This is a genomic window from Bacillus sp. CH_48 (assembly GCF_038008465.1).
GTDB classification, from domain to species: Bacteria; Bacillota; Bacilli; order Bacillales; family Bacillaceae_G; genus Bacillus_A; species Bacillus_A thuringiensis_S.
This window is the reverse complement of the sequence record NZ_JBBOZF010000001.1, coordinates 3,532,248-3,545,558: the sequence shown is the minus strand read 5'-3', so window position 1 is coordinate 3,545,558 and position 13,311 is coordinate 3,532,248. Positions and strand designations below refer to the sequence as shown.

Sequence of the window (13,311 nt, the reverse complement as noted above, 5' to 3'; positions counted from 1 at the left end):
GAGGGAGCTCCCCTCTTTCTTTTATATTGTTCTATTTCACAAGACTAAATCATTCCTTTTAATATCAATCCTAAAACTGACATTATTATCGTACTAATAATAATTCGCAAAATCCAAGTTGTGTTTGTACTTATTTTTTCTAATTGCTTATTGATTGTTGCTATGTCTTTCTCATTAATAGTGGTACGCGTTTCTAAATTTCGAATGTCTCGCATAATTTCTTTTTGCTCCGCCTTGAGACTGTCAATTTTAGCGTAAACATCTTCCATATATTCACACCCTCTGTTCATCTTAATAGAAAAATCTATATATATTATGAGACAACCCTCTTACCTGTGAATACATTCCGTATATCCGCGTACCAAATTATTTGTACAATTTAATTGAATTACTCACATGTTTCCATTCTTCTATTTATAAATTAGCGTTAAGATACGTTCAAATTAGAAAAAGTATCCCTTGTTTATTTAACAACAAACAATGTGCAATCCAACATTCGGGAGCACCTACGATAATTTCTATTATTTTCATATTTACAACTCAATATAATCAGTATGATTTTCTGAAGAATCCACTTTTTGAACTGCTTAAAGTATACTAATATGAATACGAAATAGCTGTATTGATAAACTCTCTAGAACAATAAATATACTGGCTGAAACGGATCTAAATCCGATATTTTTCCCAGTAACATTAATGGTTATTTCTGACAAATGCATTTGTATATCATTGTTTTCAAAAATTTCATCCTCAACCTTTACAATATCTGCTTCACAATCTACTTCTTTAAAAGTTTTCAATAATTTTGTTTCCAATAAACTACAATCAAAGTTCTCATCTTTTATTACGGCAAATTTAACCTTCATATCCATTTCCCCATTTTTAAAAAACTAAAATCACTAAATCAATATAAATATATATTATTCTATTAAATAATTCAAAATATACGCTTCTTATATACATTATTAAAAATCAGTTCTAAAGAATTAAATAGTAGGCGTTCCACTAACCTTTCATATAATTCGTCTCTTAATTATTTTGCTCATTGCGCTTTTTTATTTTCCTCACTATTTCAACTAAACTTTCTGTAATAATACATATTTCAAATACATTATTTCCTTTCACTCATACTTTTATCATTGAGTTTTTATTCACAAATTCGTAACACATACATATGAGTTATCATGCTAAAATTAGTTTATTCACAAGAAGAAGTTCTTCTTAATAAATCAATCATTTTTAATACCCTGTTTAAAGCCTTGCCCCCCTGCAAGGTTTTTTCCTATTTAAATAGAGTAGTAGTTTTCGTTATGCTTCTCTCCCCCTTGTTCCTTACCCTACAAATAATACTTCATATTTATTTTAATTTTTCAACATCCGTACTCGCTCTGTTCGAGAGCTCTTTACCAAATATTCAATCTAATGATAAGATTGACCAAATTAATATTTTCGTCCATAACTGTATCAAAAAGTACACTAAAGAAAAAATAGCACTCTTACAATTAAGTAAACGCGAGCTTTTTCTTCTATCTACTTACTATTTAAGGTTAATAGTGATATAACCAGATTTTAAAATTCGACTTAAATTCATTGATGAATGGAGAGGTTTATATGAAATTGAAAGACAAAGTAGCAATCATAACTGGTGGAGCAAGTGGAATTGGCGAATCTACTGTTCGTCTTTTTATCGAAGAAGGTGCAAAAGTAGTTATTGCTGACTTTTCTGAACGTGGAAAAGAACTATCAGATGAATTGAATGCACATGGATATAATACGTTATTTATTAAAACTGATGTAACAAAAGAGGCAGATATTAAACAGCTAATTCATGAGACAGTAAGTACATACGGTAAATTAGATATTATGTATGCCAATGCCGGCGTTGCTGATGATGCACCGGCAAATGAATTATCCTATGAAAAATGGAAAAGAACTATTGATATTAATTTGTCTGGGGTATTCCTTTCTAATAAATATTCGATTGAACAATTCCTTAAACAAGGTACAGGTGGTGTCATCGTTAACGCTGGTTCGATTCATAGTTTTGTTTCATTACCTACCCCAACAGCATACTCCTCTGCAAAAGGTGGTGTGAAACTATTAACTCAAAATTTATGTACTGCCTACGCTAAATATGGAATACGTATTAATGCGGTGTGCCCCGGTTATATTGACACCCCTTTACTTGGTAGTGTTAATCCTGAACAGAAAGAATATTTAGCTTCACTTCATCCACAAGGCAGACTTGGAACACCAGAAGAAGTCGCTAAAGCTGTCTTATTTTTAGCAAGTGATGATGCTAGTTTTGTTAACGGTACAACACTTCTTGTTGATGGAGGCTATACTGCACGTTAATTTTAAAATTTTGAAGCCCCCTAAGAAATATATAGTCTTCAACAAGAAAAAGCGCCATCACAAGTGACGGCGCTTTTCTATATAAGAGCAACTAGAAGGTATCCTTCTAGCCTACTCCCATTTATAAGTCCAAAACTGTTCAAGTTGCAGCCATTTTAATGTTGCTGCATCTTTGTTTTTTATTTTTGCATGCGTGTCTTCAAGCATTGCTTCTGTTTGTGAACGGTGCGCACCTAATGCAGTTAATTTATGATCAAATACTTCACTAATGTTATTTACAACATCCGGTTCTCCTAATACTGCTTCACGATTTTTCGTAATCGCAACAGCATGAATAACTGGGCGCTCTTCTTTTGGCATACGTGATACAGCGCGAACGACAGCGCGGCCAAATGCATTATGATCTGGATGTACACCGTGCTCTGGGTAAAATGTAATAATTCGAGATGGATTTACTTCTTGAATGATTGCTTCAATTTTGTCAGCAACAAAATCAACATCTTCAAACTCTAACGTTTTATCATGGAAGCCAAGCATTCTTAAATCTTTAATGCCCATCGCTTCACAAGCATCTTTCAATTCTTTCTCACGGATATTTGGAATCGTTTCACGGTTAGCGAATACATTCTTACCCATGTTACGTCCCATTTGTCCTAGAGTACCACATGCATATGTTACAGGTACTCCTTGATCTGTTAATAAGCGAATTGTTCCTCCCGCAGCATATGCTTCATCATCTGGATGCGGAAATACAACAAGTACATGTCTCTCCATAAGTTTCCCTCCTTCTTACTTAAATGGTGTTAAGCTTAACTCAAGTGCAACTGCTAGACGACCTAAATTATCATGTCCAGCTAATAATAAACGCTCTTGATCGTCTACTTCCCAGTGCGTAATACCTTCAGCATATACCCAACCGTGATCCATTTTCAGACCAACTCGGTATGGATTTGTTCCAGTTATCTTCCCGCGTTCAAAACGGATAATCGCATTTCGAATGAAAGCACCAACTGTCATCATCTTTTCATTTATGTGTGATGCATACGCTCCGTTTGTCGTTTCTAAATGAATATATACATCTTTATTTACAAAACGTTCAATTTCATTTTGAATAAGAGAACTATCTTTTACTATTTCCATCGGAATTCACCTCTTTAAACCATTTTACGCAAAAATAATGTAAATTGCTATCTCTATATTAGAGGACAACGCTCACTTTTCCTAATAATTTGCACTGCGTTTTTTATATTTTTTATATGATATGTAAAAAATACATTTTTTCCTTCACTTCGTTAAATAGTTTTCTTTCTTTTTTGAATTTGCTACAATATATTTTATCCCGCATTATTGCAGCGAGATACATTTCGACAATTGAATACATACTTTAAAGAAGGTGACATGATTGGAACAATCAGCACATGAAGTAGCAAATTGGCAATATTATTTTGCAATTGCCGTATTTTTAATTACGTACGGATTTATTATTTCTGAAAAATTGAATCGTGCTGTAATCGCACTATTCGGTGCTGCTATTATGATTATTTTTGGAGTTGTAGATTTACATACCGCTTTCACATCACATATTCAATGGGAAACGATCACCCTTTTAATCGGGATGATGATTCTCGTACATATTACGAGTCAATCAGGCGTATTTGAATTTGTGGCCATTAAAGCGGCAAAAGCAGCTGGTGGAAAACCGATTCGCATTTTATTATTACTATCCCTATTAACCGCTGTCGGATCAGCATTTTTGGACAATGTAACAACCGTTTTATTAATCGTTCCTGTTACATTATCCATTACACGTATTTTAAAAGTAAATCCTGTGCCTTATTTGATTTCAGAAGTGCTATTTTCAAATATAGGTGGAACAGCAACATTAATCGGTGATCCACCTAATATTATGATTGGATCAGCAAACAAACATTTAGACTTTAACGCCTTTTTACTTAACTTAGCTCCAATTGTAATTATTATTTCTATTGTGACACTTGGCATTATTTACTTCATGTATCGTAACAAACTAAAAACAACATCTGAACAAATCGAAAAACTAATGGCATTAAACGAAAAAGATTACATTAAAGATCAAAGCCTCCTTTTAAAATCCATTTCGATTTTAGGACTAACTATTTTAGGCTTCGTACTTCATTCGATTATTCATGTAGACGCTGCTGTTATCGCGATGACAGGCGCTACACTTCTTATGTTAACCGGCGTGAAAGAACATGATATTGAAGATGTATTTGCCCACGTTGAATGGGTAACCATTTTCTTCTTCGCCGGACTATTCGTTCTCGTTGGCGGGTTAATTGATATCGGACTTATCTCTTCACTTGCAAAAGAAGTACTCGACGTAACAAACGGTGACATCGGATTCGCAGCTATACTTATTTTATGGGTATCTGGCATCGCATCTGCGACAATCGACAACATCCCATTTGTCGCAACGATGATCCCGCTTATTCAAGACTTAGCTACAGGACTCGGACTATCTGTCGACTCTCCGCAAATCGAAGTACTATGGTGGGCGTTATCACTTGGAGCTTGCTTAGGAGGAAATGGAACGCTAATCGGAGCATCTGCAAACGTAGTCGTTGCTGGTATTGCAAAACGTGAAGGACATGGCTTCTCTTATATGGACTTCTTAAAAATTGGTTTACCATTAACTATTGTTGCACTCTTGTTATCACATGCTTATATATATTTACGTTATTTAATGTAAAAGTTGTATTGCATGAAATTATATCGTCAAATACAAAAGGTTTGCAGCATCCGTGCTGCAAACCTTTTTTCATCACCAAAATATACCGATAATTGCTAAACCACCTAAAATCATACCACCAATTTGTCCGACAATTGTTGGTGATAATTGAACACCTTTTCTCACTTCAACAACTGGTCTTTCGTGCCTTAGTTGCTGCACTTCACTTTGAAGTTGGTGCACACTTCCGTGTAACTCTTTAATAAGTTCTTTTAATTCGGCGACCTCTTCATTTACTGGTTTTGCCTTTTCTAAATTCATTTTGCATGACTCCTTATAAATTCAATCAACACACTGTAAATTTTCGCCAATTACCATTATATCTCCTGCATACTACATATATAATTTCGAATGTACTTTCTAACCTTGCAGCTCTATCCATTCATCCCGCAATATCCCCATAATCAGACGGTCAAAACACTTCCCATCTCTTTGAACCGCTTCTCTCATACAGCCTTCCATTTGAAAACCCATCTTTTTATACAATGCAATGGCAGGTTTATTATACGAAATAACATCGAGACCGATGCGGTGTAAATTCAATTCATAGAAAGCATACTTTAGAATAAGATGTATTGCTTCTTTCCCATATCCTTTTCCTCTATCATTCGCATCTCCTATACCAATGGCTAATAAACCTGTTCTGTTATTCCACTCTATACCATGAATCGCCACAAAACCAATTAAGCGATCTTCTTGAACTGTCCTTACCATGAAAGAAACACTATTCGATCTCCGTCCTTTTAATAACTCATCACTTGCTATTTCATTTAAAGATTGCGGGAATGCTACATCTGTATCAACATGTCTTAAATACTCACTATCTTCTTGCCACATAGCCATTACTTCAGCATCTATTTCTCTCATAGCTGATAATTTAATCGTTTTATTTCGAAAAAGATTCATTGTCATTTCAAACTCCCCCTTTTAAATAACGGGGATACTTATTTTAGACTATTTATCCCCTTATTCCATAAACTGTTTCATAAATGGGATACTTACAATAAGCACTGACATTGGCACATCTCCTCCATATTGAATTAACTTCATTGTATAATTTTTTATTTATTCTAACAATAATAGAAAGGCCCTCCAAATTTAGAGGGCCTTTCCTAATAGCAAAACTATATTATTTCGTAAACATTTTCTCCGCTTCATCCATTGCCATTTTGTTTCCTAAAGCAGAATAGTCCAGCCATGGTTGATCATTGATAATGTATACGTGCTTGCCTTTAACTGCTTTTAAGTCTTTCCAAATTGGCGTTTCTTGAAGTTGTTTAAATGCTGCTTTTGCTTTATCATCTCTATTTACAACAACGAAAATCGCATCTGCATCAAAGTCAGGTAATACTTCTTGTGAAATGACTTCGAAAGGGCGGTTTCCATCAATTTTCTCTACACCATTTGCAGGCTGTAACCCTAAGTCTTGGAATAAAATTGGTCCCATCGGTCTTTTCGTACTAAATACACGCAATTCTTTTGCAGTAACGCGAATTGCCATTACTTTTTCGTTATTACCTAGCTCTTTATCTATTAAACCTTTTACTCGTTTTGATTGCTCTTCGTAATCTTGAATATATTTATCTGCTTCTTTCTCACGGTTTACAAGTTTACCAACTTGTTTTAAATGATCTCTCCACGTACCTTCATCTAAATTGAAAGAATGTGTTTTTGCAATTTTTTCGTATTTCGCTACATCTTTACCAGCATATTTTTCATCAACATAAATGTCAGTTGGCTTTAATTGAAGTAACGCTTCCATATTCGGATCTGTTACAACACCAAGCTTCTTCGTATCTTTCAACTTCTCTTTAGCGTGCGGTAAGAAATCTTTTAAATCTCCCCCAATAACAGAACCTACTGGTGTAATTCCTAATGCAAGTAAATCATTTGTTAAATGAATAGACATTGAAGCAATTTTTGGGTCATTACTTTTTTCCGTTTTTTTCGTTGCCTCTTCATTAGCTTTCGTTTGACCACATGCTGCTAATACTAAAATACACATCATGCTAAATAAAATAGTAAGTTTCTTTTTCATATGTTCTCCTCTTTGAAGTATTTATTTTGTTTTTGTAAGTAAATAAAGAAAATACGGTGCTCCTAAAGCTGCCACTACTACACCAGCTGGAATAGAGTTTGGCTCAAATATAGAACGACCTATCGTATCTGCTAGCACTAAAATAATCATTCCGATAATGCCAGCTAAAGGAAGAAAATGTTGATACGTAGTACCTACTAACTTTCTTGCAATATGCGGAGCAACTAAACCGATAAAACCAATTCCTCCTGCCATCGATACACTCGCGCAAGATAATCCAACCGCTGTAGCTAAAAGTAGTAACCGTTCTTTTTGAACAGAAACACCAAGTCCTGCTGCCACACTATCACCTAGTGACAATGCATTTAACGTTTTAGATTTTAGCCATGCATACGGGGTTAGTATGAAAATCCAAGGTAATAATGCAAGGACATGAATCCAATCCCTTCCCCACACGTTACCAACTAACCATCTGGAAGCGAATGTATATGTCTCATCATTTAACTTGAGAGAGAAAAATAACGAAATCGCACTAAATCCAGCTGAAACAGCAATACCAACGAGAATAAGTCTAATAGGAAGTAAACCTTTTGATCGATCACTCGCAAGTATAATAATTAAAAATGCAGCTAGTATTCCCCCACCAAATGTAAATAACGGTATTAAAATCGATGCATTCTCATTAATAGAATGAAAGAAAGTAACAAATATAATTAGCCCGAAAGATGCACCTGAATGCAATCCTAAAATACCAGGGTCTGCAAGTGCGTTACGTGATAATCCTTGTAAAATCGCACCGGAAATCCCAAGGCCAATACCAGCTAACATTGTGATTATAATTCTTGGCATACGATAATCGTATAGCACGGTTGCACTTTCAAAATCACCATAACCGAAAAGCGTTTGAATTACTTTGAGCGGTGCAATACTAAGTGTCCCTGTATTTAAGCTAAGTAAAATGACAGCGATACCAATACAACCGAATATTGTAGTTACAGTAATGGCTCTTTTTTTATCTGTGTTAATAAGACCCTTCACTTATAGCTCCCTCCCAACTTTACGTGCTATATAGAGGAAGAACGGAACTCCAACAAGAGCTACCATAATTCCTATCGCAAGTTCTTTAGGAGGGTTTACTGCTCTTGCTCCTAGGTCAGCTAAAACTAATAACATAGCACCTAATAATGCTGACATAGGAATAATGAGTCGATAATTAACACCAACTAATTTTCTAGCAATATGCGGAATAACGAGTCCTACAAATCCGATAGAACCAACAGCTGAAACAGATACACCTGCAAGAATGACTACTATAATCATCCCTAATATTCTCGTTCGGTTCGTTTTCACTCCTAAATTTGTAGCAACATCATCTCCCATTGATATGAGTGAAATAGATCTCCCTAGCATTGTCGCAAAAATAATCGTTATAAGAATAATAGGGACTAAAAATTTCAAGTGTTCCCACTTAACCCCTGCAACACCACCAGCATACCAAAACGCTAAATCTTGGCTTAAATCATAATAAATCGCAACACCTGAACTTAATGAATGTAAAAGCGCTGCCATAACCGCTCCAGCAATCGTTAACCTCATTGGTGTTAATCCGCCTGATGTGGCCGATCCGATAATAAAAATGAGTACTGTACTTAAAACCGCTCCAATAAAAGAGACAATCATTAAATAGGAATATGGCATATGCGGAAAAAAGGCAAAACTAAGTGCTACTACAAACATCGCACCTGCATTTATGCCAAGCACACCTGCATCAGCTAAAGGATTTCGTGTTACTCCTTGCATAACAGCCCCAGCGACCGCAAAAGCTGCTCCTACAACTGCTGCTCCAATTACCCTTGGGAGCCTTAATTCATATATAATTTGGTGCTGCGTTAATTTCGGATTATAATCAAAAACCGCTGTCCATACGGTTTGCAAATGGATATCCTTTGCACCGAATGCAATAGCTAAAAATATAGATCCGATTAAACATAAAATTGATAAGCACATGAAACATATGAACTTAATATGTTTCATGTGCTTATTGCCAGCATATACAGCAGACTTATGTAACATGTTTCATTTCATCCTTTATATTCAGTTGTTTTTTTATAATTATTTTTATTTTATAATATTTATTGATAATAATTATCATTTTTATTTAGAAATTATATCCTCACTTTTTTAAAATAGCAAACTATTTTTTTAATTTGTTAAATATTAAAATACTTATTACAATTCCTTTCTAAAACTTACAAATACATGCAAAATAGACTGCTGGTTTATTTTTTAAATTGTAGTATACTTAGTCATTATTTTGATTTTTCTAACAAAAAGGAGATACAATGTTCTATATAAAACAACTATTACATTTCACTTACGAGCAAGCATTATCCTGTTTATTCCCAGTCGTTATTTTCTTAACACTAGCCCTATCAAAAATCATTTCCATCCCAGGGTTATACCGCTATGATTTCATACTCATCGTATGTCTTCTTATGCAGTGGATTATGTATAAGACTGGACTTGAGACGAAAGATGAACTAAAAGTAATTACTGTTTTTCACCTTATCGGGCTTTTACTAGAAATATATAAAGTACATTTCGGTTCATGGAGTTATCCAGAAGAGGCATATTCAAAAGTTTTTGGAGTTCCACTTTACAGTGGCTTTATGTATGCAAGTGTTGCCAGTTACATATGCCAAGCGTGGAGAAGATTACATTTACAAATGTACCATTGGCCGAGGGCTATTTTTGCTATACCGCTAGGCGCTATGATTTACTTTAATTTTTTCACACATCATTTTCTATATGACTTTAGATGGGTATTAACTGTACTTTTATTCATCGTTTTCTTTCGGACATTTGTAGAATTTTCATTACGAGGCGTTACATATAAAATGCCACTCGTTCTCTCCTTTTTCCTTATTGGGTTCTTTATTTGGATTGCAGAGAACATCGCAACATTTTTCGGAGCATGGCAATATCCAAATCAACGGGAAGCGTGGAATCTCGTTCACTTAAGCAAAATTAGTTCATGGTTTTTACTCGTTGTTATTAGCATTATGATTGTTACACAACTCAAACATTTGAAAGAGTCGAAAAAATAATGCTGATTATGTAAAAATATTTAGCCCATCACTCATTAGAAAGTGATGGGCTTTTTTACCTTCCTTATTAAAGTAGTTACATATTATGAGCTACTACTAGCAGAAGATGTTGCTGCAGATGAAGCGGCAATCGTTGCCATCATAGCTGCTTGTTGTGCTTGTATGAGGACTTCTATCATAGTTTGTAAACCTGTGTTGGTAGCTTTACTTTCCTCACCTTTCTGACTTACGAACAGTTGAATAGCAATAAGAATATTCGCATCTGCATGCCAACGGAATAATTTCTCCCCCTGCAGTTTTTCAATCAACGCTTTAATAGCATAAATCTCTTTTTCTCCATCTTCAAGTAACGCTAGTAGCCCGATTGCTGGATAATGCATCTGTTTCACTTTTACCTTTTCTTGTTTTAACAAATTCCATATGTTTGTACATGTTGCAACTAACATTTCTTCACGGACATCCTTCTTTAGTGAAAGAATATGACTTAAAAACTGAAGATCATTCCCTTTACGCAAACCAGCTTTCGCTAGTTTCTGATACAGACGTTCTACACGATCCATAAGTGTTTCTACATTCTCTGATTGTCCTGCTAATAAAACCGCGAGCGGATAATCATTTGTACTTGTAAGAAAGAGGTGATCCTTTTTCATGCGTTTATATACTTGCATCGAACGCTGAATGTGCGCGCCATGCTGTTCATTTTCTTCTGTTAAAAGCACAGCTGCTGCGAGATAAGTAAATATACTCCGGCTAAAGCCACTAGTGACCAATTGTTCATATAAATCTAAAAACGTCCGAAAAGCTTTCTTGTAATCTGTAAAGTGAATATCTAATGTTGCGGCCACTACAAAACGATGATAAGACTTTAAGTATGAAAACATCCCTACCTGATTCTTAATATAACTACTAATTTCTAAAAAACGTTCGAGATTAAACAATTTATCACTACCTGCATACATAGCAGCAATCATCATTCCTGTTCGAGAATCACTCGTTTTCCATTTTAGTTCTCCCTTTAACTGTACATATGTATGTTTATATTGCTCTAACTTTTGCTCTAATGTAATCATAGTATTCACCCCTATTTCTAGTTCTTCTCTATCATTATACTTATATTCCATATTTAGGAATACTACAATTAATAATCACAACCTAAAAAATTATAAAATTCTCTAATCCTTCTTCATCAGCACCACGATGATAATCCCTAATCCTTCAAGAAGTTATACAAAAAAGGTAGATAATAATTTATCTACCTTTTTTGTATATATTATTTAACATTACAACTGTATTGCTTGTTATATGCAATTAAGACTAAAGAGCTTTAATAATACGTTCCATCGCTTTCATTTGCCCAATATGATCAGCTTCATGATAAAGCATCATACCGTAAAGCTCCCCTACTGTTTCCAATCCTAGGAATGGCTCTGGCAGTTTATTTTCAAATGCTTCTGCTGGAATTTCGTTAATACGTTTTGCTTGTTCTTTTAATTGAGCCGTTAATACTTCTAACGATGGTCCTTCTGTTTTCCATTTAGATGGTCGTGATCCATACCCAAACATACCTGGATATTCAGTTGGTAATTGTTTGAATTCTTTTCCAAACATGAAAACCTCTGCTGCCGTTAACACATGACCGATATGCCAGCGAATTGTATTGTTAAAACCCTCTGGCTGCGTATCTGCAGTTTTATCATCTAACGTTTCCATAAATTTAAGTAATGCCCCGCGCGTTATTTCAAATTGTTTTAAGCCAACTAGTCTATTCATTTGATCGTTTCCCTTCTTCATGTACAATTTATTATGAACTAAGAATGTTCAACTTATTAACGTTTCACCTTGTTTAATCTATCAGAAACAAATAAGAAATACATCTAATATGCTTATTAAAAATAATAAAAAGGTTCACTCCTCGTAAATATAGAATTACTTACTATGTAAATAAAAGAGGAGTGTACTTGCATGTTACATATTTTAAAACAACAATATAATCTTATTAGCTCTACAAGAGAAACTCTATTTTCGTTTTTGGAAGAAATCCCCGTAGAAACATTACATAGCACAGTTCCTAATTTCGGAAGCGGTAGCATTATAAAGACTCATATTCATGTAGCCGATTGCTACCGATACTGGCTTGGATCATTCGCATTCAAGCAAAAAAGAGCAGATTTTTCATTTGCTAGCGATTACGAAATTGAGCATGCAGATGTGGAAAAAGTCCGTGCTAGATTTAAGTTAGTAGATGAGACTGTACAACGTTTTTTAGATGAATACAATGACCGTTGGCTCGAAAATATAGCAAATGAAGTAAAGGGGCAAAAAGAACCTTGGAGCACAACTCCGCTATGGCTTTTAACTCATACGGAGACTCATGAGTTTCATCATAAAGGACAAATTGTATCGATGGCTAGGTACCTTGGATATACTCCTCCTGATACTGACCTTAGTTAATTCAATGGTTTATGATTACCAAAAAAATTAGAATGAATACAAATCGAGCATGTTTTGAAATCCAATCTAAACATGCTCTTAAAATACTCTACCTTACAATCTCCATATCCTCATCAATACCAAATAGTCTCCGCATAATTATAAGCATCGCTATTCGGAATGGCATGTTTCCCCTGTGCTTGCGCTTTTCTTGGATCCAAGTCATATACCATTGGCGTATAGCATGATGTTTGTCCTTTATTTACAACACCATTTCCTCCAGCACTTCCGCAAGTATATGCCTTTCCATCTGTTTTTCTAACAACCCTTGCATCAGCTTCGTTATTATAAACTGCTGGACGAGTTACAGTAACTTTCGCCCAAGCCGTCTTACACGTCGTGCTAAATTTTAATTCTACATAAGAATTTGAATCTATCCATTTCTTCTCTTTCGTTACTGCGGATTGATCACAACTATTATAATAAGGACTTTTCCCATCATATGAATGATCTTCTGCATATGCTTTATCGCTATTAATCGTGCTAAACATACTAGTTACAACGAGTAAAGATAGCAATAAACATGCACTCGTCTTTTTTAAAAGTTTCATATA

The 13,311-nt window shown here is 34.7% G+C and carries 16 protein-coding genes; 4 read left to right on the top strand and 12 right to left on the bottom strand.

The features are described 5' to 3' along the window. Window positions 1-44 precede the first annotated feature (44 nt). Together N2V92_RS17810 and N2V92_RS17805 are read right to left on the bottom strand one after the other, a co-directional pair. Window positions 45-269, bottom strand: a complete 225-nt coding sequence (locus N2V92_RS17810; RefSeq protein WP_000390464.1) for a hemolysin XhlA family protein — start codon at window positions 267-269, stop codon at window positions 45-47. A gap of 318 nt (window positions 270-587) precedes the next feature. Further along, window positions 588-866: a hypothetical protein gene (locus tag N2V92_RS17805; RefSeq protein WP_000865002.1), complete on the bottom strand. Its 279-nt coding sequence runs from the start codon at window positions 864-866 to the stop codon at window positions 588-590. 745 nt (window positions 867-1,611) lie between these two features. Between N2V92_RS17805 and N2V92_RS17800 the strand changes: the two genes are divergently transcribed. Next, window positions 1,612-2,355, top strand: coding sequence for an SDR family NAD(P)-dependent oxidoreductase (locus tag N2V92_RS17800; protein WP_000768020.1), 744 nt, complete (start codon window positions 1,612-1,614; stop codon window positions 2,353-2,355). 111 nt (window positions 2,356-2,466) lie between these two features. Here N2V92_RS17800 and bshB2 read toward each other — a convergent pair whose 3' ends face one another. Beyond that, window positions 2,467-3,129, bottom strand: coding sequence for a bacillithiol biosynthesis deacetylase BshB2 (gene bshB2, locus N2V92_RS17795; RefSeq protein WP_000439487.1), 663 nt, complete (start codon window positions 3,127-3,129; stop codon window positions 2,467-2,469). Window positions 3,130-3,144: 15 nt separating this feature from the next. Further along, complete coding sequence (locus tag N2V92_RS17790) at window positions 3,145-3,495, bottom strand: YojF family protein (RefSeq protein ID WP_000407045.1); 351 nt, start codon at window positions 3,493-3,495, stop codon at window positions 3,145-3,147. Between the two features lie 262 nt (window positions 3,496-3,757). Here N2V92_RS17790 and N2V92_RS17785 point away from each other — a divergent pair, with 262 nt between their 5' ends. Beyond that, window positions 3,758-5,083, top strand: coding sequence for an ArsB/NhaD family transporter (locus tag N2V92_RS17785; protein ID WP_000437996.1), 1,326 nt, complete (start codon window positions 3,758-3,760; stop codon window positions 5,081-5,083). A gap of 72 nt (window positions 5,084-5,155) precedes the next feature. On the opposite strand, the gene N2V92_RS17780 is transcribed toward N2V92_RS17785, so the two are convergent. The 5 genes from N2V92_RS17780 to N2V92_RS17760 all read right to left on the bottom strand — a co-directional run bounded on the left by N2V92_RS17780 (window position 5,156) and on the right by N2V92_RS17760 (window position 9,233). Further along, window positions 5,156-5,383 (bottom strand): hypothetical protein, encoded by a 228-nt coding sequence (locus N2V92_RS17780; protein WP_001047304.1) that lies wholly within the window; start codon window positions 5,381-5,383, stop codon window positions 5,156-5,158. Window positions 5,384-5,482: 99 nt separating this feature from the next. Next, the gene (locus N2V92_RS17775; RefSeq protein WP_000178503.1) at window positions 5,483-6,034 is read right to left on the bottom strand and encodes a GNAT family N-acetyltransferase; all 552 of its coding nucleotides are present in this window, start codon (window positions 6,032-6,034) and stop codon (window positions 5,483-5,485) included. Window positions 6,035-6,251: 217 nt separating this feature from the next. After that, the gene (locus N2V92_RS17770) at window positions 6,252-7,160 is read right to left on the bottom strand and encodes an iron-hydroxamate ABC transporter substrate-binding protein (protein ID WP_000728216.1); all 909 of its coding nucleotides are present in this window, start codon (window positions 7,158-7,160) and stop codon (window positions 6,252-6,254) included. Window positions 7,161-7,181: 21 nt separating this feature from the next. Next, entirely contained in the window at window positions 7,182-8,198 is a 1,017-nt protein-coding gene (locus N2V92_RS17765) for a FecCD family ABC transporter permease (RefSeq protein WP_000677264.1), read from the bottom strand. Next, window positions 8,199-9,233, bottom strand: a complete 1,035-nt coding sequence (locus tag N2V92_RS17760; RefSeq protein WP_000902700.1) for a FecCD family ABC transporter permease — start codon at window positions 9,231-9,233, stop codon at window positions 8,199-8,201. A 269-nt stretch (window positions 9,234-9,502) separates the two neighbouring features. On the opposite strand from N2V92_RS17760, the gene N2V92_RS17755 reads away from it, so the two are divergent. Further along, window positions 9,503-10,267 carry a DUF817 domain-containing protein gene (locus tag N2V92_RS17755; RefSeq protein ID WP_000499382.1) on the top strand — a complete coding sequence of 255 codons (765 nt, stop codon included), beginning with the start codon at window positions 9,503-9,505 and terminating at the stop codon, window positions 10,265-10,267. A gap of 83 nt (window positions 10,268-10,350) precedes the next feature. On the opposite strand, the gene N2V92_RS17750 is transcribed toward N2V92_RS17755, so the two are convergent. Both N2V92_RS17750 and N2V92_RS17745 read right to left on the bottom strand, forming a co-directional pair. Next, window positions 10,351-11,388 (bottom strand): DUF4003 domain-containing protein, encoded by a 1,038-nt coding sequence (locus N2V92_RS17750; RefSeq protein WP_003309751.1) that lies wholly within the window; start codon window positions 11,386-11,388, stop codon window positions 10,351-10,353. A 193-nt stretch (window positions 11,389-11,581) separates the two neighbouring features. Beyond that, a complete protein-coding gene (locus tag N2V92_RS17745; protein WP_003279300.1) occupies window positions 11,582-12,058 on the bottom strand; it encodes a DinB family protein in 477 nt (158 codons plus the stop codon). A gap of 171 nt (window positions 12,059-12,229) precedes the next feature. Here N2V92_RS17745 and N2V92_RS17740 point away from each other — a divergent pair, with 171 nt between their 5' ends. Beyond that, entirely contained in the window at window positions 12,230-12,718 is a 489-nt protein-coding gene (locus tag N2V92_RS17740; RefSeq protein WP_016077424.1) for a DinB family protein, read from the top strand. 113 nt (window positions 12,719-12,831) lie between these two features. Here N2V92_RS17740 and N2V92_RS17735 read toward each other — a convergent pair whose 3' ends face one another. After that, on the bottom strand, window positions 12,832-13,308 hold the full coding sequence (locus N2V92_RS17735; protein WP_000771161.1) for a DUF2690 domain-containing protein: 477 nt from the start codon (window positions 13,306-13,308) through the stop codon (window positions 12,832-12,834). Window positions 13,309-13,311: the final 3 nt, after the last annotated feature.